Below are 21,866 nucleotides of genomic sequence, written 5' to 3' on the forward strand. Positions count from 1 at the left end.
TAGATGTTTTCCGGGAATCTGCTCGATTCTTGCAAGGAAGGGTCAGAATTCGGCAGGCGGCACGTTGAAAGGTGTGATCACCTGGACCGCCGACGGATGCGAGCGGATCGGACCCGGCATCGCGCCCTGCGCCCGCAGGATCGCCTGGCAGGCGTGCCGCAGATCGGCCCGCAGATCCTGATGCAGCACCGCGGAGATCTGATGTGCGCGCAGCAGCGACACGTTCTCCTCGTCCAAGCCGTGCGCCACGAACACGTCGTAGTTGCGGCGCTCCGCGGCGAACGCCTCGACGATCGCGGCATTGCCGCAGGTGCCGGCCGAGTACACGGCCCGGATCGACGGGTTGCCGGCCAGAATCTCCCGCAGCGGCCCGTCCTCCGAACCGGTCGTGACGAGCCGCCGGGCCGGCAGCACCGAGCGGAAGCCCTGCTCCCGTTCACCCCGCCCGTTGATCACCAGCACGTCGCCGGCCCGGTCCGCGAGCAGACGCTCGACCAGGTACGCGGCAGTGGCCCCGGAATCGAAGTTGTCCACACCGACGTGCGCGATCCGTTTGCCCGCCGGCAGGTCGGCGTTGAGCGTCACCACCGGCACGCCGAGCCGCGCGACCGCGTCGGCGACCTCCTGGGTGGGCGGGGCCAGCACGATGAGCCCGTGCGAACGGGACCGGCCGACCCGGTCCAGAGCCGGGATGGGCTCGTCGGTGACGTGCAGCCGAGTGCGGACCGCGACCGGGATCTCCGATATCTCGGCGTCCAGCGCGACCCGAACGGCCGCGCCATAGGTACGCGAGGTCTGCAGCACCACGTCGATCACCAGCGCCCGGCCGGATGACGACTGCTGCCGGTCCAGATCGGCGATGGCCTGGTGCACCTGGCGGACGGTGCTATCCCGGACCCCGCCGCGGCTGTGCAGCACGCGATCCACTGTCGCTTGGCTCAACCCGGCTTGCCCGGCGATCTCGCGAATGCGGTACGGGTGCTTCACGCGTACAGAATGATGGGTTTTTGATGTTCTATGGAAGGTCTTTGATGTTTCTCCGCCCTTTCGCGTGACCCTTTGAACCCCGGCTAGGCTCCGGGAGTGCGCGTGATCTCCCGTTTGACGGACCGCGGTGTCGAGGTCTTCGACGCCTATCTCGATCTGGCCGGCGCCTTCGAGATCCCGGAGCCCGACGCCTACGCCGTGGCTCCGAGCCGGGACCGGCTGGTCTACACGACCGGTGAGGCCGCGATCTGCGTCGGTGCGGACGGCCGGGAGTTGTGGCGCTTCCCGATCCCGGCGGGAGATCCGGCCGACTGCGCGTTCTCCGGCGACGGCGTCCACGCCTGGCTCTACATCGCCCCTGACCAGTGGCTGGCGCTGGATGCCGGCACCGGTGAGGTCCGCGCCCGGCACATCCTGGGGACGGACGGGCACGGTGGTCAGCAGATCGCCTTCCCCGACGGGGAGCACATGATGCTCGACACCGGCTCCCGGACCTTCCACGCCGGGCCCTCGACCGAGCTGCGGACCTGCCCCTGGGATGACCGTTCGGCGATCGCGATCGCACCAGACGCCCGCCTCCTGATGACCGTGGCGCACGACCAGGAGGACGTGTCGTTCCACCAGGTCCCGGACGGCGAGGCCAAGGTCACCATCCGGGTGGCGGATTTCGCCGAGGTCCCGGCCAGCGCGGGGATCGAGTGGACCGGCGGCTTCCTGGACGAGGACACCGCCATCGTGGTGCTCTCCTGGGAGGAGGGCGAAGAGGCCAGGTGGCGGCATTTCCGGGTCGACGTCCACACCGGCGAGGTGATCGGCGACCTCGGCATCATGACGATCGACGAGTACGACCTCCAGCCGCTCGGTGATGGGACATATGTCATCACCGACACCGACGGAACACTGCGCCGGATGTGATCATGCCGCTGTTCGGCTAAAGTTGACTCGCCCTTCCGAGAGGCGCTGCAACGGGTCACTGAACCCGCCACGCTCGGTGGGGTTCCATGACGCAAGGGCGCCTCCTGAGAGGGAGGGCCCTCTTCTGTGAGTGACAAACTTCGATCCATCAACGGTCTCGACTTCGCCGTTGCCGATCTGAGCCTGGCCGAGGCCGGCCGCCACCAGCTGCGTCTCGCCGAGCACGAGATGCCCGGCCTCATGTCGCTGCGCACCGAGTTCGGTGACTCGAAGCCCCTCGCGGGCGCCCGCATCGCCGGTTCGCTGCACATGACCGTGCAGACCGCTGTGCTGATCGAGACGCTGATCGCGCTCGGCGCCGAGGTCCGCTGGGTCTCCTGCAACATCTTCTCGACCCAGGACGAGGCGGCCGCCGCGGTCGTCGTCGGCCCGACCGGCACCGTCGACGCCCCCACCGGCGTCCCGGTCTTCGCCTGGAAGGGCGAGACCCTCGAGGAGTACTGGTGGGCCACCATGCGGCTCTTCGAGTTCAGCGACGGCCAGGGTCCGAACATGATCCTGGACGACGGCGGCGACGCCACCCTGCTGGTGCACAAGGGTGTCGAGTTCGAGGCGGCCGGCGCGGTCCCCGCGACCACCGCCGAGGACAACCACGAGTACTCGATCATCCTCGACGCACTGCGTGACAGCCTCGCGACTGACAAGCAGCGCTTCACGCGCATCGCGGCCGAGATCAAGGGCGTGACCGAGGAGACCACCACCGGTGTGGCGCGTCTCTACAAGCTCGCCAAGGAGGGCACGCTCCTCTTCCCGGCGATCAACGTCAACGACGCGGTCACCAAGAGCAAGTTCGACAACAAGTACGGCATCCGCCACTCGCTGGTCGACGGCCTGAACCGGGCCACCGACGTGATGCTCGGCGGCAAGCTCGCCGTGGTCTGCGGTTACGGCGACGTCGGCAAGGGCTCCGCCGAGACCCTGCGCGGTCAGGGCGCCCGCGTCGTCGTCACCGAGGTCGACCCGATCTGCGCGCTGCAGGCCGCGATGGACGGCATGCAGGTCGCCCGCCTCGAGGACGTGGTCGGCGAGGCCGACATCTTCATCACCACGACCGGTGGCACCGACATCATCACTGTCGACCACCTCTCCGCGATGAAGCACAACGCGATCGTCGGCAACGTCGGTCACTTCGACGACGAGATCGACATGGCCGGCCTCGCCCGCGTCGCCGGGATCGAGAAGGTCGAGATCAAGCCGCAGGTGCACGAGTGGCGCTTCCCGGACGGCCACGCGGTGATCGTCCTCTCCGAGGGTCGCCTGATGAACCTGGGCAACGCCACCGGCCACCCCAGTTTCGTCATGTCGAACTCGTTCACCAACCAGGTGATGGCCCAGATCGAGCTCTGGACCAAGCCGGGCGAGTACGACAAGCAGGTCTACGTCCTCCCGAAGCACCTGGACGAGAAGGTGGCCCGGCTGCACCTGGACGCGCTCGGCGTCCGGCTGACCACCCTCACCAAGAAGCAGGCGGAGTACCTCGGCGTCGACGTCGAGGGCCCGTTCAAGCCGGAGCACTACCGGTACTGAGTCGTTCGTGAAAGGGCCGCTCCTCACCGGGCGGCCCTTTTATTATGCGATCATGCCTTTACGTCGCTTTTTCGCCATTCTGAGTTCAATCGTCCTGATCGGCCTCGCTTCGCCGGCCCAGGCCCGTCCGATCACTCCGGACGCCGACTTCCTGATCGCCGCCCACCAGGGCAACCTCACCCAGATCAAGCTCGGCAAGATCGCAAAACACCAGGGCACCACCGATTCCGTACGCACCATCGCCCGTGACCTGGCCGCGTACCACCGCAAACTCGACGTGGCCGTCCGCACCACCGCGACCCGCCTCGACGTAAAGCTCCCCGCCGAGCCGAACTCCGAGCAGCGGACCCTGATCCAGCAGCACGAGTCGACGTCCGGCGCCGCGTTCGACACCCTCTTCCTCGGCAGCCAGCTGATCGCACACGAGCGGGCGATCAAACTGGCCTTGGTTGTCATCGACACCGGCGCCGAGCCGAAGATCACCAGGCTCGCCGCCAAGGCGCTGCCGATCGTCCAGAGTCACCAGCAGGTTCTCGTCGAGGCCCAGCAGAAGTTAACGGGTCGTTAAACCGCGACCTCGGCGACTCACGTGTGCAGGTCAACAGCGAGAATGATCGAATGAGTCTCGAGGAGATCCTGCTTTTCGCCCTTGGCGCGGTCGCGGTGATCGTCGCCGTGCGCTGGGTCACCGAGAAGACCGGCCTCCCCGCCGCGGTCCTGCTCACCCTGATCGGCATTGCCTACGCGTACTTACCGGGACCCAACCTCGAGTTGGAACCCGAACTCGTTCTGACCTTCATCCTGCCGCCGCTGCTCTACAACGCGGCACTGGATTCATCACTGCTGGACATCAGGCGCAACATGCGTACGGTGATCAGCCTCTCCGTGGCGTTGGTGCTGGTCACCGCGCTCCTGATCGGCCTCGGCTTCTCGCTCTGGGTGGCCGGGGCCACCCTGGCCGCCGGTGTCGCACTCGGTGCCGCCGTCGCACCGCCCGACCCGGTCGCGGCCCTCGCCGTCGGCCGTAAGGCCGGGCTGCCGAGCAAGATGGTCACGCTGATCTCCGGCGAGGGCCTGCTCAACGACGCCACCGCGCTGACCATCCTCACGGTCGCGGTGACCGCGCACTCCCGCGGCGACTTCAACTTCGACAACGCGGTGGGCCAGTTCGTCATCTCCGCTTCCGGCGGTGTGCTGGTCGGTGTCGCGGTCGCGTACGCGGTGCGGTTCCTCAAGGCGCTCCGGTCCGACCCGCTCAACGCCAACGCGCTGTCGCTGATCACGCCGCTCGCGGCATACCTGATCTGCGAGAACGCGTTCGTCCACCACTACGTGACGATCTCCGGCGTGCTCGCCGTGGTGGTCGCCGGCCTGATCGTCGGCCACGACACCCCGCGGTACACCACCGGCGCGTCCCGGCTGCAGACCAGCGCGGTCTGGCGTCTGATCGACTTCCTGCTGGAGGGCCTGGTCTTCCTGCTCATCGGCCAGCAGGTGCCGAAGGTGATCGACGGACTCACCAAGTACGCCACCAGCACGATCATCATCGCCCTGGCGATCACGCTCGGCGTGGTCCTGCTGCTGCGCCCGCTCTGGTTGATGGTCACCCAGTGGATGCCGCGTTCGCTGCACACCCGGCTCGGCGGCCAGATCGACGATGACGACAACGACGACGCGCGCGAGGTGCCACTCACCGGCAAAGAAGTGACGATCATGAGCTGGGCCGGCACCCGTGGTGTCATCACGCTCGCTGCGATCTTCACTCTGCCGGCCGGTTTCCCCGACCGCGAGTTGCTGCACTTCTGTGCCATCTCGGTCGTGCTGGTCACCCTGGTCGGCCAGGGCCTCACGTTCGCGCCGCTGGTACGCAAGCTGGGCCTGCGGGCCAACCAGACCGACCGCGCCCGGGAACGCAACGAGGCCCGCTCGGCGGCGGTCCGCGCCGCCCTGGACCGGCTCGACGACATCCAGGAGCAGCAGCACGACAACGTCGAGGACGAGGCGATCGAGACGATGCGCCAGCAGTTGGAGGTCCGCCTCGACCGGTACCGCCGCCGCCTCGATCTGCTGGAGCAGGGCGGGTCCAGCGAGGTGCCGATCTCACCGCAGTACGAAGCGGCTCTCATGGTCCGCCAGGCCGTCATAGACGCCGAACGCGAAGAACTCCTGCGCTGGCGCGACGCGGCCCGCCTGGGCGACGACAGTCTCCGGGTCTTGAACCGCGAGCTGGACCACGAAGAGCTGATTCTCCCGAAACGAGGCAGCACCGGCCACTGACGGTGTCGCGGTGTTTTTCACGCGATCTAGGCAGGTTGCGCCCGCCCAGCGGCCACAACTTGCCTAGATCGCGCTTGTTTCAGCCGGACACCGCCGCTCAGCGTGACGCCGCCGCTGGGCGTGACACCGCCGCTCAGCGTGACACCGCCGCTCAGCGTGACGCCGCCGCTCAGCGGGGGACGTCTCGGCGGCGCAGCGCCAGCAGGCCGACGCCGCCGAAGGCTGCGGCGACCGCGGTGAGCAGCACCAGCGGCAGCGGGGTGAACGTGCCGCCCGGCAGGTGCGGGACATGGGTGAACGGCGACAGGTCGAGCACCCACTGATCGAACTCGAGCAGCGACCCGACCAGCAGCAACAGCACACACGCGGCGATCGCGCCCCAGGCGAGCGACGCCATTTTCGGCCATGTGCCGACCAGGAGCATGGTCACGCCGGCGAGGACCCAGACGGCCGGCAGCTGCGCCAGCGACGCGGCCAGCACCGGGCCGACAGTGCCGTGCACGACGCCGGCCAGCAAACCCTGCGCGAGCAGCGCCACGGCCGGGCCGAGCAGCGCGAAGATCAGGTGCGACGCACCCCAGGTGAACCGGCCCACCGACGTGCTCAGGACCGCCTCGGCATGACCGCTCTGCTCCTCGTCACGCATCCGCAGGGCCGCCTGCACGGCGTAACACGCGGCGATCAGACCGCACACCGCCGCCGTCGTCGCGAAATAGGCATCGGTCACCGCGCCGGACCCGCCGATCCGGCTGAAGACCTCGTCGACACCACCGGAGTCGGCGGCGAGCTGCACGACACTGCTGCCGACACCGCCGAAGACCAGGCCGAGCGCGGCGAACCCGGCAGTCCACCCGAAGAGCAGACCCCGATGCAGCCGCCAGGCCAGCGCGAGCGGCGAGCCCAGGGACGCGGCCGCCGTCGCTGGTCCGAGCCGCGAGGCGAGCAGGCCCGCGCCCATGTCGCGGTGCGCCAGAAGGTACGCCGAAACGCCCACCGTCACGATCGCGAAAACCAGTGCCAGCACAGCAGGACCTCCGTTGTTCTCCCCATAAGGAAAGACGCGGTGGACCCAGCCGATCGGCGACAACCAGGCGAGGAATTCCCGATCGTCCGAGACGTCCCCGCCGAGGCGCAGCACAAAGGACACACCGAGCGCCACCACGCCGAGGGTGCGTGCGCTGCGGGCACTGCTGGTGAGCTGGGCCGCGATCGCGCCGACACCGGCGAACATCCAGCCGCTGAGCATGAAGACGACGCCGAGCGCGATCGAACCGGCGACCGGCTGCCCCGCGCCGATCATCGTGCCGGCCACGACGAGCCCCATCAGCAGCGATGCGCCGGCCGTGGCGATCAGGGCGGCGGCGAGCTGGGCGTACCGGCCGACGACGGTGGCCCGGACCAGTTCGGTACGCCCGGACTCCTCGTCGGCCCGGGTGTGCCGGACGACGGTGAGCAGCGCGGCCAGGCCGATCATCAAGGGCACGAAGCCACCGCGCCAGACGGCCAGCTCACCGAGGCTGTCGCCGTGCAGCGGGCCGTAAAGGGCGATGAAACCGGTGTTGGCAGCGCTGACCCGGGCGTAATCGACGCGCTCCTGCGCGGTGGCGAAGAGCGTCTCGAAGCCGGCGATGTAAACGTACGGAAGAATGCCGAACCCGAAGATCCACAGTGGCATGATCCACCGGTCGCGGCGCAGAACGAGCCGGAGCAGCCGGCCGGTGCCGGTCATTTCTCGCTCTTTGTGTAGTGCCGCAAGAACAGCTCCTCCAGCGACGGCGGCTGGCTGATCAGGCTGCGCACACCGGCCGCGACCAGCGTCTTCAGCGCCGGCTCCAGGGCGTCCGCGTCGACGTCGAACGCGACCCGGCCGTCCTCGCTGGTCAGGCCGTGCACCCCGGTGATGCTCGCGAGACCGTTGACCGGGCCGGTCAGCTCGGCGCGGATCGTGGTGCGGGTCAGGTGCCGCAGGTCGGCGAGGGTGCCGGTCTCCACGGCCCGGCCGGCCCGGATGATGGTGAGCCGGTCGCAGAGGGCCTCGACCTCGGAGAGGATGTGGCTGGAGAGCAGCACAGTGCGGTCGCCGCGCCGTTTCTCCTCCAGGATCACCTCGCGGAACACCTCTTCCATGAGCGGGTCGAGCCCGGAGGTCGGCTCGTCGAGCACCAGCAGCTCCACATCGGAGGAGAGTGCGGCGACGAGCGCCACTTTCTGCCGATTGCCCTTCGAGTACGTCCGGCCCTTCTTGCGCGGATCCAGCTCGAACCGCTCGATCAGGGCGTCCCGGCGTTTCGGGTCGAGCCCGCCGCGCAGCCGGCCGAGCAGGTCGATCACCTCGCCGCCGGTGAGCTGGGGCCAGAACGTGACGTCGCCGGGCACGTACGCCAAACGCCGGTGCAGCGCGGTCGCGTCGGCCCACGGGTCGCCGCCGAGCAGCCGCGCGGTGCCGCCGTCGGCCCGCATCAGCCCGAGCAGCACCCGGATGGTGGTGGTCTTGCCGGCGCCGTTCGGCCCGAGGAAGCCGTGCACCTCGCCGGTCCGGACACGCAGGTCGAGCTGGTCAAGGGCGGTGACGGCGCCGAACCGTTTGACCAATCCCTCTACATCGATGGCCTCTGTCATGACAACTCCGTTTCAGAGATTGCCGTGCCGGTCCAGCGTCTTGAGCGCCAGGTCGGCCTGTTCGGGAGTGAGCAGCGGCTGGGAGAAGATCTCGACCGACGCGCGCAGGACACGCAGATAGCCCGGCAGGGCGCCGGCGTCCTCGCCGAGCACGGCCGACAGCTGGTCACGCATCAGGAACATGCCCAGCTTCATCGCGCCGAGGACCGCCACGAACGCGCGCGCGTCGCCGGTCTTCAGATCGGTGGAGGCCAGCCAGTCCTCGCCGCGGGCGGCGGTCTGCGTGAACATCGCGAGACCGCGCGGCGAACCGTCCATCAGGGAGCGGACCAGGTATTGCTGCATGACCAGGACTTCGGGCGTGATCGGCCCGATCGCCTGCGACTCGGTGAACCGGATCTGCAGCTCGGCGACCCGGGCCAGCGCCCACTCGTCGCAGGCGTCACGCAGGCCCTCTTTCGACCCGAAGTGGTGCCGCAGCAGGCCGGACGAGACGCCGGCGGCCTGTGCGATGTCACGCACGGTGGCGCCGGCGATGCCGCGCTCGGTGAAGAGCGCGATCGCGGCGTCACGGATCCGGGCACGGGCGGTCAGGTCATTCGCAGTGCTACTCACATGTGTAGGCTACTACACGCCCGTGTAGTTTTCAGATACCCGTCGATGTCCCGTTCACCGTGGCGCTCAGCACAGCGCTCGAATCCAGGCTCCAGCGGGACAGCAGCTCGGCGTAGACCCCGGAGTCGATCAACCGCTGCAGCGCACCGCGCAGGCAGTCCCGCAGCGCGACGTTGTCCTTCGCCACGGCGATGCCGAAGAGGCCCGGCTCGTACTGCGCCTCCGAGGCCAGCTGGTAGAAAGCGCTGGTCCGGGCGTCGCTGACCAGGTACGACGCGGGCGGGAAGTCGATCGGGACGGCGCTGACCCGGCCGGTGCGCAGCAGCACCAGCGCGTCCGCGTTCGTCGGCTCGCTGTCGATCACGATCGGCCGGTCACCACACTTCGCCTGCAGCCGCTGGAGCATCTCCTCCTGGTATGTGCCTTTCTCGGTGCCGACGGTCTGCCCGCAGAGATCCTCGAAAACCCCGATCCTCCGCGGGTTGCCCCGCTGCACGACGATCGACGTACCGGTGTTGAGGTAGTTGACGAAGTCGGCCTTGACCTGCCGCTCGGTCGTGTCGGTCATCGACGACAGAACCCCGTCGTACTCACCCGCGGCGACCTCGTCCAGCGCGCTGCTGAAACTGCCGGTCACCATCTCGGCACGCACACCGAGAACCTCACCCAGCGCGGCGGCAAGATCAGGAGAAAAACCGATGATGGTACGACCGTCCGCCGCGAAGTACTCCATCGGCGCATAGCTGGCATCGGTGACGAGACGGATCGAGCCACGAGCCCGGACCGAGTCCGGCAACTGATCGTGCAGCGAGACGTCGACGGTCACCCCTCCGGTGATGTCGAGCGCGCCGGACGACGGCTGCTGAGCGGCGGCGGTACAGCCCCCGGCGGCAGCCAGCAGAACCGCGGCGAGTGCCCAGTGAACAACCTTCATCGGGTGACTCCTTCAACGTGGGCGGTCTGCTCATTCACCGAGATCTGCGGCCACGGCACCGGCCGGCCGAACAGATATCCCTGTGCCTCGTCGCACCCGGCCTCGGCGAGCCAGCGGCGGACCTCGGGCGTCTCCACACCCTCGGCGGTGGCCCGGCTGCCGAGCCCGTGCGCCAGCTCGATCACCGAGCGGACGATCGCCTGGCTCTGCTGGTCACGGGCGACATCGGCCACGAACGCCCGGTCGATCTTGATTTCGGTGATCGGCAGCCCGCGCAGGTGGGACAGGCTGGTGTACCCGGTGCCGAAGTCGTCCACCGAGATGCCGATGCCGTACCGGCCCAGCTCGGTGATCGCACGGACCACCTCGTCGGTGTCGCCGGCCAGCGCCGTCTCGGTGATCTCCAGGATCAGCCGGTGCGGCGGGATGCCGGACGCGACGAGCAGCTCCTCGACGAACTCCGGGAAGCCGGGCACCTCCAGGTTGCGCGGCGACACGTTCACCGAGAGCGTCCACTCCTTGCCGGTCGCGGCCCAGCCGACCTGGTCGGCGAGCGCCCGGCGCAGCACCCACTCGGTGAGCGGCACGATCAGGCCGGAGTGCTCGGCGGCGGGCAGGAACTCGCCGGGCGGGAGCAGCCCGCGCTGCGGGTGCTGCCAGCGGACCAGCGCCTCCACCCCGCACACCTCGCCGCCGGGCAGGGCGACCTTGGGCTGATAGTGCAGGATCAGCTCCTCGCGCTCCAGGGCGTGCCGCAGCTCGGCCTGGATCACCAGCCACTGGTGCGGGTGCCCGGCGCCATCGCCCGAGTAGACGACGATGCCGGCGGCGCCGCGCTTGCCCTGGTACATGGCGAAGTCCGCGTGCTGCTTGAGCTCCTTGAGCTGAGTGCCGTGCTCCGGGTAGACCGAGACACCGAAAGCGGCCTCGATGTTCAGCGGCACACCGTCGAGGATCATCTCCGCGGTGATCCGGTTGCGGACCTCGTTCAGCAGGGCCACCGCCTCGGCGGCGCTGCGACCCGGCAGCATGATGGCGAACTCGTCGCCACCGAGGCGGGCCAGCAGGTCGTCCGGGCCCAGTGCGGCGCGCATCCGTCCGGCGACCATCCGCAGCAGCTCGTCACCGGCGTGGTGGCCGAGGGTGTCGTTGACCTCCTTGAAGCGGTTGAGGTCGCTGAGCACGATCGCACCGGTGCCGCCCTCACGCAGCACGGCCTCGGCCCGTTTCCGGAACGCCGCCCGGTTCGGCAGGCCGGTCAGGATGTCGTGCATGGCCTGGTGCTCCTGACGGGCCGCGTACCGGCTCAGCGAGCGGGTGGTCCACCAGGCGAGCAGCGCCAGCACCAGGTAGAGGGCGGCGAGACCGCCGCCGATGCGCCACCAGGTACGACTCACCTGCGCATGGAAGCGGTCAGCGATCGCACGGTACGGAAGATAGAGCTCGATCACCCCGACGGACTGACCCGACGCACTGGCCACCAGTGGCTGAAGCACCCGGATCACCTCGGTGCCGATCACCGTGGCCCGGGACTCGCCGTTCGCGGCGGCCTGGAAATCGGCGTCGGCGACCGGCACTCCGCCGCTCGTCGACCCGTCGTCGGAGAAGAGCACCCGGCCGGAGAAGGAACGCAGCCGCAGCCGCAGCACCGAACCCCGGAAGATGGCCTGCTCGGTCGCCTCCCGCATGCCGTCGGACTGCTCCGTGGTGAGGCCGTCGTCGATCCCGGCGCCACCGGTGCGATCCTCGGTGTTCAGCGCCGGCGCGACAGCCATCTCCGCGATCACCGCGGCCTGCGCCAGCCCCTGGGCCCGGCCCTGCTCCGCCGCGTCGTTGCGATAGCTGTGCAACACCAGCGCCCCGAGGGCGACCACAGGCACCAGGCTGGCCGCCGCGTACGTCGCGAACAGCCGTGAGCTGGTGCGAGCGTGCGGGCGCCGGCGTGCACGGCGGAGCAACATGCGCCCTTCATCGTCGCGGCGTGCTGCCCCTTGAGGGAAACCGTCAGGTCGCGAGTGCCGGAGCGAGAGTGCTGGCCACCCACGAGGCCAGGGTGGTCGGTGTGGTCGTCGCCGCGGTGCGCGGCTGCTCCGGCGTGAACCCGTCGCGCAATCCGGCGGTCATCCCGATCAACCCGGCGACCGCGGCGTCGGTGAGACCGGCCTGGCGCAGTCCGGCCGCCACCGCCTCGTCCGGCACCACGTCCAGGCTGATCTTCCGGCCGATCACCAGGCCGACGATCTCGGCGACCTCGGCCCAGGTCAGGTCGCGAGGGCCGTGCACGGCTTGGACCACGGTCCCGGACCAGTCACCGGCGAGCAGCCGGGCGGCCGCCACCTCACCGACGTCCCGAGGGTCGACCCACGGCATCGGCCGGTCAGCCGGCATCGTGGTGGTGAGCCGGCCGTCGCGCAGCTCGTCGAGGTTCCCGAGCAGATTACTGAAGTAGTAGCCGTTGCGCAGCACCGTCACGTGCGCCCCGATGTCGGTGAACGCCTCCTCGGACCGGGCCAGCCCGTCGATCAGGCCGGCCCCGTGACCGCGTTCCGCGCCGACACTGCTGATCAGCACGATTCGGCGTACCCGATGGTGTTCTGCCGCGGCGGCACCCGCCGCCGCCATCGCGCTCATCTCCGCCAGCGGGTCCGCGGCGGTGAAGTTCTCCGGCGTGATCCAGAGCAGGGTGTCGAGCCCTTCGAACGCGGCCGAGAGCCCTTCCGGGTCGAGCAGATCGCACTGGGCGATTTCGGACAGCTCCGCGGTGCCGGGATCCAGCCGCGCCGGATCCCGGACCAGTAACCGTGGGCGGACACCGGCTTGGATCAGCAGACGGACCGCGCGTGATCCGACGTTTCCGGTGGCGCCTGTGATTCCGATAGTCATGCCGTACGCATTACCCCTCAGGTGGGGGTGCGGCACCTGTCATGATGGCGACCGCGTCCGACATGCTGTGCGAGTTCGGGGTGATCACCGCGACCCGCCGGCCGAGCCGCTGGATGTGGATCCGGTCCGCCACCTCGAAGACGTGCGGCATGTTGTGGCTGATCAGGATCACCGGGAGGCCGCGGTCCCGGACGTCGCGGATCAGCTGGAGCACCCGGTTGCCCTCCTTCACGCCGAGGGCCGCGGTGGGCTCGTCGAGGATCACCACCTTGCTGCCGAACGCCGCGGACCGGGCCACCGCGACCGCCTGCCGCTGACCGCCGGAGAGTGACTCGACGGCCTGGCGGATGTTCTGCAGCGTGCCGACACCCAGGTCGCTCATGTGCCGTCTGGCCTCCGAGCGCATGTGCTTGCGGTCCAGCATCCGGAAGATCGATCCCAGTGGGCCGGCCCGGCGCTCCTCCCGGCCGAGGAAGAGGTTGTCAGCGATGTCCAGGCCCGGCGCGACCGCGAGGGTCTGGTAGACGGTCTCGATGCCGGCCGCACGAGCGTCCATCGGATTGCGGAAGCGGACCGGCTCGCCGTCCAGCCGGATCTCGCCGCTGTCCGGCACGAGTGCACCGGACAGCGCCTTGATCAGGCTGGACTTGCCGGCGCCGTTGTCGCCGATCACCGCGAGGATCTCACCGGGGTAAAGCTCCAGATCGCTGCCGTCGATCGCGACGACCCGGCCGTACCGTTTGGTCAGGCTCTTCGCTTCGAGCACCGGCGTCGTCATGCCTTCACCTTCCTGATCCACTGGTCGAGGGAGACGGCGATCAGCACGAGCAGGCCGATCGCGAAGCCCTGCCAGACCACCTCGACGCCGGCCAGTTGCAGGCCGTTGCGGAAGACGCCGACGATCAGCGCCCCGATCAAGGTGCCGATCACGCCACCGCGGCCGCCGAAGAGGCTGGTGCCGCCGAGCACCACCGCGGTGATCGAGTCGAGGTTGTACTCGGTGCCCACGTTCGGGCTGGCCGACGCGAGCCGTCCGATGAGGATCCAGCCGGCGGTCGCGTACAGCAGGCCCGCGATCGTGTAGACCGAGAAGAGGACCCGCCCGGTACGGATACCGGCCAGCCGGGCCGCCTCCACGTCGTCACCGGTGGCGTAGACGTGTTTGCCCCAGGCCGTCCAGCTCAGCGCGTAGAAGAAGAAGCCGAACAGCACGAGCATCACGATCGAGCCGTAGGTGACCTGGAACTGCCCGAAACGGATGCTCTCGCCGGTCCAGGTCATCAGACTGGGCATGTCGGCGCCGCGTACCGTCTCACTCTGGCTGACCACCGCGTTGAGCGAGAAGAAGATGGTCAGCGTGCCGAGTGTGACGATGAACGGTGGCAGTTTTATTCGCGTCACCAGGAACCCGTTGAGCGCGCCCATCGCGGTGCCGCAGGCCAGGCCGAGCAGCAGCGCGAGGACGCCGGGCATCCCGGCTTTCACGCAGAAGTTCGCCATCAGGATCGACGAGAAGACCGCGATCGCGCCGGCCGACAGGTCGATGCCGGCGGTCAGGATGATCAGCGTCTGGCCGAGGGCGAGCGTCGCGATGACGGTCACCTGCGCGAGCACCAGCGACAGGTTCGCCGCCGCGATGAAGCGCTGGTTGACGATGGAGAAGGCAACGGTCGCCACGAGGAGCACGGCGAGCGGGCCGAGCACCGGGTTGCCGTGCAGCACGTGCTGTACGCGCAACCCGATCGAGTCACGGTTCCGAACCTCGAAGTCGGTGGCGGTCGTCATCACTCAGCCCCAGCAGTTCTGCGCGCCCCACGCGGAGTCCTTGGCCTCCACGCCGGTCTGCGGGTCGTCGGTGATCAGTTGCACCCCGGTGTCGACGAACGTCTTCCCGGCGGTGTTCTGCGGTTTGGTGCCGTCCTTCGCGTACGCCGCGATGGCCTCGACACCGAGTTGCGCCATCTTGAGCGGGAACTGCATCGAGGTCGCACCGATCACGCCGTTCTTGACGTTGTCCACACCCGGGCAACCGCCGTCGATCGAGACGATCGTGACGTCCTTGTCCTTCCCGGCCGACTTGAGCGCCTGGTAAGCGCCGGCCGCCGCCGGTTCGTTGATCGTGTAGACCAGGTTGATCGACGGGTCCTTCTGGAGAAGGTTCTCCATCGCGGTACGCCCGCCGTCCTCGTTGCCGTCGGTGACGTCGTGCCCGACGATCCGCGGGTCGCTCTCGTCGCCGATCTTGTTCGGGTCGCCGTTGGTAATACCGAATCCTTCGAGGAATCCCTGATCACGCTGCACGTCGACGGAGACCTGGTTCGCGTTGAGGTCCAGCATCGCGATCTTCGCCTGCTTGCCGCCGGCGTCGAACTTGGCTTTCGCCCACTGCCCGATCAGCTTGCCGGCCTGATAGTTGTCGGTCGCGAAGGTGGCATCGGCCGCGTCCGCCGGATCTGTCGGCGTATCGAGCGCGATGACCAGCATGTTCGCCTGCTTCGCCTTGTCGATCGAGGGAACGATCGCCTTGGAGTCGCTCGGTGTGATCAGGAAACCCTTGGCACCGGCGGAGATCAGGTTCTCGATCGCCTGCACCTGGGCCTCGTTGTCGCCGTCCTGCTTTCCGGCGAACGATTGCAGCTCGACGCCCTGCTGCTCGGCCGCGGCCTGGGCGCCTTCTCGCATCTTCACGAAGAACGGGTTCGTATCGGTCTTGGTGATCAACCCGACCACCGGTTCGCCACCGGCGCCGTCGCCACCGCAGCCTGCTGCCGCGGCGACCATCACCAGGGCAAAACCGGCCTGTAGGACTTTGGATCTATTGCGCATCTCTCCTCCCAATCCGGGAGACAACGTTGTCTTGGAGTAGACGCCCAGGCTCCCGGAGTGTCAACAATGAGTTTCCAATGTGTTGCGTTGCGTAATGATCCACGGGAGTCGCTATGAGTCGGCCGACCATGAACGATGTGGCGCGTACCGCCGGCGTGAGCCTGAAGACCGTCTCCCGGGTGGTCAACGGCGAACCCACCGTCACCCCGGACCTCGCCGCCCGGGTACGCGCCGCCGTCGAGACCCTGGATTACCGGCCCCACCTGGGCGCCAGCCTGCTGCGTCGCAACGACCGGCGTACCAGGATGATCGGCGTGCTGCTGGAGGACGTGTCGAACCCGTTCTCCGGTGTGCTGCACCGGGCGATCGAGGAGGAGGCGCACGCCCGTGGCGTGCACGTGCTGACCGGCAGCCTCGGCGAGGACGAGCGGCGGGAACGGGAGCTTGCCCGGGCGTTCCGGCAACGGCAGACCGACGGACTGATCATCGCGCCGACCGGTTCTGATCAGACGTACCTGAGCCGTTTCACCGGCACCCCGATCGTCTTCGTGGACCGGCAGCCCTCCGGATTCCTTGCCGACACGGTGGTCTCCACCAACGTCGCGGGCGCGGCAGTCGCGGTCCGGCATCTCGCCGCGCACGGGCACCGGCGGATCGCTTTCCTCGGCGACAACCAGCGGATTCCGACCGCGCGGGAACGCTTCCGCGGATATCTGCAGGCGCTCGGCCACCGGCCCGGCCCGGTCGTGCACGAGCTCCGCGGCGAAGCGGCGGCCGAGCGCGCCACGATCGCGCTGTTACGCCGCGCCGACCCACCGACGGCCCTGTTCACCAGCCAGAACCTGATCACCATCGGCGCGGTCCGGGCACTGCGGCGACTGGACCGGCACCGTTCGGTCGCGCTCGTCGGATTCGACGACTTCCCCCTCGCCGACCTGCTCGAACCGGCGGTCACCGTGGTGGCGCAGCACCCCGCCCGGATAGGACGCGTGGCCGCCGGCGCGCTCTTCGAGCGCATCGACGGCCACGACGGCCCCCCGCGCGAGATCCGGGTGGCGACAACCCTGATCGCGCGAGGCAGTGGAGAGATCTTCGCTACGGGAAATTGACCACGTACGACGGTACGGTCGCAGTCCCCTGAGCAGGACCGCCGGTGTTGTTGACGACGTGGTCGATGACCCCGTTACCGCCGAGCGAGACGGTCAGCAGGTTGTGCAGCTTCACACCGGCGTTCACCGGCACCTCGAAACCCCGATCCGCGTGGATCGACGGGTTCACGTTGAAGTAGCAGTAACTACCCATGCCCCACGCCTCGTGCGTGGTCACCGAGTCCGCCACCTTGTACGCCGCGTACCCGTTCGCACCGGTACGCCAGGCCGCCTGGGTCGGCGGGTCGTACGGCTTCTCGTTCTGCAGGAAGTACGTCCGGCCGCCGTTGCCGTTCCACTGCACCTCGTACTTCTGGTAATGCTCGACGAACAGGCCGTACGCCGTGACGTTCTGCCCGTTGACGATCAGGCCGGAGTCAGCCGTGTTGATCGTCCAGCCGTACGTGCCGGCGTTTCCGTGGTCGGCGCGCCACGCCCAGATGTGGTCGATGATGGCGTTGTTGCTGTTCACCAGCAGGCTGTTGGTGGCCTTACCCGCGACGTAACCGCCGATCCGGAAGAAGACGTCCTGGACCGTGGACGGGTTCGCCGCGTGGTTGGCGTTCGAGCCCGCCGGGCCGAGCACCAGCAGGTTCGCCGAGTTGGTGGTGCCCGCGTCGAAGAGGATGCCGGCGATCTTCACGCCGTCCACATCGGCCACCTGCATCGGGGTGACGCCGCCGACCGGGATCAGCGTCGCGTAACCGAGACCGAGGACCACGGTGTTCGCCCGGGTCACGTTGATGGTCTGGTTGATCTGGTAGATGCCCGGCGTGAAGAGCAGGTTCAGGCCCTGCGCCAGCGCCGCGTTGATCGTCGCGACCGAGTCACCGGGCTTGGCGACGTAGAACTGCGACAGCGGGATCGTGCTGCCCGGAGTGTTGCCGTTCGCCCAGCTCACGCCGGAGGAGTTCGACTGGAGGCTCGGCACGAAGACGCCGCCGTTGTAGAGGTACGGCTTCTCCCGGATCACCGGAGTGGCCGGGATCGTGGTGTACGGCGGGTTCGGGAAGCCCTGAGCCGGCGCACCCTGCACACCGACGAACATCTGGTTCCAGACCGCGTTGGTGTTCGAGCCGATCTGGCTGTTGCGGGTGAACCACTGCTGCTGCGAGTACTGCCCCTCGGAGCCGCTGATCCGGGAGTCCGAGATGTAACCGCCGGACGCCCAGCCGTACCCGTTGGGCGCCAGGTTCAGGTCGCCGTGGATGTCCATCCGGCGGAACGGCGCGGCCTGCGAGACGGCCCAGCGGTTGGCGCCACTGACCGGGTAGACGGAGATGTTCTCCACCGAGCGCCAGAAGTTCTGGGTGGCGTTGCCCTGGAACCAGCCGGCGTCGACGGTGATGTCCCCGTTGATCCGCACGTCCTGCGGGTTCTGACCGAGACCGATCACCGAGGTGTAGAAGCCGACCTGGATGTTCAGGCCGTTGTAGGTGCCAGGTTGGAACGCCAGGACGTACCGGCCGGTGCCGAACTGGGCCGACTCCTGCTGGGCGAAGATCTGGTCGGCGCGGGCCTGGATGCTGGCCGACGACATCGACGGGTCGAAGACCACGACGTTGGCGCCGAGGCTGCCGCCACCCGGAATCGTCGGCGTCGTGGTCTCGCCGAAGACCTTGAACTCGAAGAGCGAATATCCGTATCCGGTGGTCCGCTGAGTGCCGTACATCCGGACATAGCGGCCGGTCCCGCTGACCGTCAGCGACTGGTTGCCGCCTGTCGCGGTGGTCGTCGAATAGATGGTGGTCCAGCTGGTCGCGTTGTCCGAGACCTGGATTTGGTACGCCTTGGCGGCCGCCGTCTCCCAGTTCAGCTCGACCCTGGTGATCGGCTGGGAGGTACCGAGGTCCACCTGGAGCCACTGCGGATCGGCGAAGACCGACGACCAGCGGGTGCCGGTGTTGCCGTCGACAGCCTCGGACGCCAGGTACGCGCCGGCCGCCTCGGTGGAGGAGGCGGCGGCCGGCTTGCCCTGGGACAGCAGGACCTCGGCGGCCTGTGCGCCTGTCGCGGTGATCGCGGTGAAGCCTGCGACCAGGACGGCGACCAGGCCGCCGGCGGCGCCGAGGCGCCAGGGAGAGCGTCTCCGTGAGACGTTCATGGGAACTCCTAGGACGGGGAGGTGGGAACGGATCTTGGGAGAGCGCTCACCCAAACCGACGCTAGAAGTCATTACCGATCGATGTCCAGGATGTTGCCGGGTTCCGGAACCGGTACCGGCTGGGGCGCGTTTCAGCCCTTCGCCGGGAGATCAACGGGGTCGGCGCAGGTCATCGCGGTTCCGTTTCGCGCCACGACGGTTGCGGCTCTGCGCGATAACAGCTTGGCCGGAACCGGTTCCGCTGGCGGCCGTCACAACTGGCACTTTGCGCGTACCGAATAAAGATGCACAAAGAGAAGCCGCCCCCGCGAGCGTGAGGCTCGCGGAGGCGGCGTTGTCGTGTGGGCGGTCAGCCCAGGGTGACCGACGGGTAGAGCGGGAACGGGGCGAGCAGCTCGGTGGCCTGCTTGCTGACCCGGTCGGAGAGGGCGGCGTCCAGGCTGAACTTCGCCTTGGAGCCCTCGGCCGGTGAGGTCGCCGACAGAACCGTGTGGATGAGCTCGGCGATCTGATCCATCTCGGACACGCCGAGGCCGCGGCTGGTCAGAGCCGGGGTGCCGACGCGGATGCCGGAGGTGTACCAGGCGCCGTTCGGGTCGGACGGGATCGCGTTGCGGTTCGTCACGATGCCGCTGTCCAGCAGGGCCTGCTCGGCCTGGCGGCCGGTGATGCCGAACGGGTGCACGTCGATCAGCACGAGGTGGTTGTCGGTGCCGCCGGAAACCAGCTGCACACCCCGCTTGAGCAGGCCCTCGGCGAGCGCCTGGCTGTTCGTGACGATCTGCTGGGCGTAGGTGGAGAACTCCGGCCGGCGGGCCTCGGCGAACGCGATCGCCTTCGCTGCCATGACGTGCGGCAGCGGGCCACCGAGAACCATCGGGCAACCGCGGTCGACCTGCGACGCGAGCTCGGGCTGGCAGAACACGGCGCCACCACGCGGGCCACGCAGGCTCTTGTGCGTGGTCGTCGTGACGATGTGCGCATGCGGGATCGGGTTGAAGTCACCGGTGAACACGCCACCGGCGACCAGACCGGCGAAGTGCGCCATGTCGACCATGAAGGTCGCGCCGACCTCGTCGGCGATCTCACGCATGGTCGCGAAGTTCACCTTGCGCGGGTACGCCGAGTAGCCGCCCACGATCACGGCGGGCTTGAACTCCTTGGCGCTCTCCCGCAGCTTCGCGTAATCGATCTGGCCGGTGGCCTGGTCGACGCCGTAGCTGCGCTGGTCGAACATCTTGCCGGAGATGTTGGGACGGAAGCCGTGCGTGAGGTGACCGCCGGCGTCCAGCGACATGCCGAGCAGCCGCTGGTTGCCGAAAGCCTGACGCAGCTCGGCCCACTCGGCGTCGGTCAGGTCGTTGATCTGCCGCTTCTCGAACTTCTTGAGGTACGGCACCTCGACCCGGTCGGCGAGGATGGCCCAGTAGGCGACCAGGTTCGCGTCGATGCCGGAGTGCGGCTGGACATAGGCGTACGGCGCGTCGAACAGCGCCTTGGCGTGCTCGACGGCAATCGACTCGACGGTGTCGACGTTCTGGCAGCCGGCGTAGAACCGGCGGCCGATGGTGCCCTCGGCGTACTTGTCGGAAAGCCAGTTGCCCATCGCGAGCAGCACGGCCGGCGAAGCGTAGTTCTCACTCGCGATCAGCTTCAGCGACTCACGCTGATCGGTCAGCTCCTGCGCGATCGCGTCAGCGATCCGCGGCTCAACCGAGCGGACAACCTCAAGCGCAGCCCGAAAGGCGGTGGATTCGGCATTAAGCTCAGACATAGGACCTCCCTATCACGTAGCGAAGAGGCCCAGGCGCACGGCAAGTCGTCACAAGACGGAGCCGCTCCCCGATGGTCAACCATCCGAACGCGCCAGTCACGGCCCACCCAAAGCATACCGTCCCCCCCAACCCTCACACCCCCATTCCCACCCCACCTCCCACCCACCAGCCACCAGCCACCAGCCAGAACCAACACACCCAGCCAGACCCCCACAGCCCAACCAAAAGAGGCGCGCGGGATACGGCAAGCGGAACCAGGGCTGCGAGCCGGACCAGTACGGCGAACGGGACCAGGGCGGCGAACGGGATCAGGTGAGCGGTGTCGGCGCGTGAGAAGCCCGGGCCGAGGCGCCGGCTTGCGCCCGTGGTCGCGCAAAGCCCAAAAGCACGACCCTAAGCACAAGCCGCCCACCCGCCAGCCGACCTGCGGATATGGGCAACCGGCCGGCAGCCCCAGCTGTCCGAAGGCGAGCCGTAGCTCAGCCATGGAATGAGGCAGCGATGACGTGGCTGGACTACGGCTCGGGCCACTCGGCCGTACTCCAGCCACGTTAAGACGATCCGATGAGATGTCTGAGCTACGGCTCGGCCCGGCCAACAAAGAGAGCCACAAGCCACCCAAGCCCTGGTAGGGAATGGCAGCGTGCGGGAGTCGCATCGCGCTGAAATAGCGCAGGCAGCGACGTGGCCGGCGCGGACCAGCCAAAGATCGAGGAGTTTCCTCGACCACCAGGCGTGAGAGAAAGTCGGCCAGGCAGGCAAGGTTGTGGGGCGGGGATGGGTCACGCAGGGATCAAGCCTGACCGCCCTGCGTGGCCCATCCCCGCCCCACAACCGTCCTAGCCGGCAGCAAAAAACGGCCTCAGCCGCAGCCGGCAACACCACGGCCTACAAATGCAGAAAGCCCACCCGGGATGCCCGGGTGGGCTTTCATACAAGTTGAGTCCGGCGGCGTCCTACTCTCCCACACCCTCCCGAGTGCAGTACCATCGGCGCTGGAGGGCTTAGCTACCGGGTTCGGAATGTAACCGGGCGTTTCCCCTCCGCTATGACCACCGAAACAACGGTCAGCGGTAGACCAACCAACAACCCAATTTCTGGGGTGGTTGTTCGTTTGCTGTGAATCACACAGTGGACGCGTAAGCATAAAATTTAGGGTGGTTAAGCCCTCGGCCTATTAGTACCGGTCAACTCAA

At 68.2% G+C, this 21,866-nt stretch carries 17 protein-coding genes, 1 rRNA gene and 2 riboswitches; of the genes, 5 read left to right on the forward strand and 13 right to left on the reverse strand.

The annotated features are described in order from the left end of the window. Positions 1-42: 42 nt before the first annotated feature. Entirely contained in the window at positions 43-987 is a 945-nt protein-coding gene (locus tag B0I29_RS10235) for a LacI family DNA-binding transcriptional regulator (protein ID WP_111648628.1), read from the reverse strand. Positions 988-1,089: 102 nt separating this feature from the next. Here B0I29_RS10235 and B0I29_RS10240 point away from each other — a divergent pair, with 102 nt between their 5' ends. From B0I29_RS10240 to B0I29_RS10255, 4 genes are all read left to right on the forward strand, one after another. Then, positions 1,090-1,902: a hypothetical protein gene (locus B0I29_RS10240; protein WP_146616757.1), complete on the forward strand. Its 813-nt coding sequence runs from the start codon at positions 1,090-1,092 to the stop codon at positions 1,900-1,902. A 31-nt stretch (positions 1,903-1,933) separates the two neighbouring features. Beyond that, positions 1,934-2,012, forward strand: a riboswitch (S-adenosyl-L-homocysteine riboswitch). Positions 2,013-2,028: 16 nt separating this feature from the next. Beyond that, positions 2,029-3,489: an adenosylhomocysteinase gene (ahcY, locus tag B0I29_RS10245; protein ID WP_111648630.1), complete on the forward strand. Its 1,461-nt coding sequence runs from the start codon at positions 2,029-2,031 to the stop codon at positions 3,487-3,489. A 52-nt stretch (positions 3,490-3,541) separates the two neighbouring features. Beyond that, entirely contained in the window at positions 3,542-4,057 is a 516-nt protein-coding gene (locus B0I29_RS10250) for a DUF4142 domain-containing protein (protein ID WP_146616758.1), read from the forward strand. Between the two features lie 50 nt (positions 4,058-4,107). Continuing rightward, a complete protein-coding gene (locus tag B0I29_RS10255) occupies positions 4,108-5,766 on the forward strand; it encodes a Na+/H+ antiporter (RefSeq protein WP_111648632.1) in 1,659 nt (552 codons plus the stop codon). Between the two features lie 169 nt (positions 5,767-5,935). Here the strand turns inward: B0I29_RS10255 and B0I29_RS10260 are convergent, their stop codons facing one another. The 9 genes from B0I29_RS10260 to B0I29_RS10300 are packed head-to-tail and all read right to left on the reverse strand — an operon-like array spanning position 5,936 to position 15,643. Next, positions 5,936-7,495: an ABC transporter permease gene (locus B0I29_RS10260; protein ID WP_111648633.1), complete on the reverse strand. Its 1,560-nt coding sequence runs from the start codon at positions 7,493-7,495 to the stop codon at positions 5,936-5,938. Further along, the gene (locus B0I29_RS10265; RefSeq protein WP_111648634.1) at positions 7,492-8,385 is read right to left on the reverse strand and encodes an ABC transporter ATP-binding protein; all 894 of its coding nucleotides are present in this window, start codon (positions 8,383-8,385) and stop codon (positions 7,492-7,494) included. The genes B0I29_RS10260 and B0I29_RS10265 overlap by 4 nt, the downstream gene beginning before the upstream one ends. 12 nt (positions 8,386-8,397) lie before the next feature. Continuing rightward, on the reverse strand, positions 8,398-9,000 hold the full coding sequence (locus tag B0I29_RS10270) for a TetR/AcrR family transcriptional regulator (protein WP_111648635.1): 603 nt from the start codon (positions 8,998-9,000) through the stop codon (positions 8,398-8,400). Between the two features lie 31 nt (positions 9,001-9,031). Next, entirely contained in the window at positions 9,032-9,934 is a 903-nt protein-coding gene (locus tag B0I29_RS10275) for an ABC transporter substrate-binding protein (RefSeq protein WP_111648636.1), read from the reverse strand. Beyond that, complete coding sequence (locus B0I29_RS10280; protein WP_111648637.1) at positions 9,931-11,895, reverse strand: putative bifunctional diguanylate cyclase/phosphodiesterase; 1,965 nt, start codon at positions 11,893-11,895, stop codon at positions 9,931-9,933. Before B0I29_RS10280 ends, B0I29_RS10275 begins: the two co-directional genes overlap by 4 nt. 43 nt (positions 11,896-11,938) lie before the next feature. Further along, complete coding sequence (locus B0I29_RS10285; protein ID WP_111648638.1) at positions 11,939-12,817, reverse strand: NmrA family NAD(P)-binding protein; 879 nt, start codon at positions 12,815-12,817, stop codon at positions 11,939-11,941. Between the two features lie 10 nt (positions 12,818-12,827). After that, a complete protein-coding gene (locus B0I29_RS10290; protein WP_111648639.1) occupies positions 12,828-13,595 on the reverse strand; it encodes an ATP-binding cassette domain-containing protein in 768 nt (255 codons plus the stop codon). Then, positions 13,592-14,602, reverse strand: a complete 1,011-nt coding sequence (locus B0I29_RS10295) for an ABC transporter permease (protein ID WP_221402500.1) — start codon at positions 14,600-14,602, stop codon at positions 13,592-13,594. The genes B0I29_RS10290 and B0I29_RS10295 overlap by 4 nt, the downstream gene beginning before the upstream one ends. A gap of 3 nt (positions 14,603-14,605) precedes the next feature. Continuing rightward, a complete protein-coding gene (locus tag B0I29_RS10300) occupies positions 14,606-15,643 on the reverse strand; it encodes a substrate-binding domain-containing protein (RefSeq protein ID WP_111648641.1) in 1,038 nt (345 codons plus the stop codon). Between the two features lie 113 nt (positions 15,644-15,756). Between B0I29_RS10300 and B0I29_RS10305 the strand changes: the two genes are divergently transcribed. Then, positions 15,757-16,752 carry a LacI family DNA-binding transcriptional regulator gene (locus B0I29_RS10305; protein ID WP_111648642.1) on the forward strand — a complete coding sequence of 332 codons (996 nt, stop codon included), beginning with the start codon at positions 15,757-15,759 and terminating at the stop codon, positions 16,750-16,752. Here B0I29_RS10305 and B0I29_RS10310 read toward each other — a convergent pair. The 3 genes from B0I29_RS10310 to rrf all read right to left on the reverse strand — a co-directional run bounded on the left by B0I29_RS10310 (position 16,739) and on the right by rrf (position 21,730). Next, positions 16,739-18,895, reverse strand: coding sequence for a discoidin domain-containing protein (locus B0I29_RS10310; RefSeq protein WP_111648643.1), 2,157 nt, complete (start codon positions 18,893-18,895; stop codon positions 16,739-16,741). The genes B0I29_RS10305 and B0I29_RS10310 overlap by 14 nt on opposite strands. 349 nt (positions 18,896-19,244) lie before the next feature. Further along, positions 19,245-20,669 (reverse strand): glycine hydroxymethyltransferase, encoded by a 1,425-nt coding sequence (locus B0I29_RS10315; protein ID WP_111648644.1) that lies wholly within the window; start codon positions 20,667-20,669, stop codon positions 19,245-19,247. Positions 20,670-20,689: 20 nt separating this feature from the next. Further along, positions 20,690-20,779: riboswitch (ZMP/ZTP riboswitch) on the reverse strand. 834 nt (positions 20,780-21,613) lie between these two features. Continuing rightward, positions 21,614-21,730, reverse strand: a 5S ribosomal RNA gene (gene rrf / locus B0I29_RS10320). Between the last annotated feature and the right edge of the window lie 136 nt (positions 21,731-21,866).

The organism is Actinoplanes lutulentus, from assembly GCF_003259845.1.
In the GTDB taxonomy this organism is placed as follows: Bacteria; Actinomycetota; Actinomycetes; order Mycobacteriales; family Micromonosporaceae; genus Actinoplanes; species Actinoplanes lutulentus.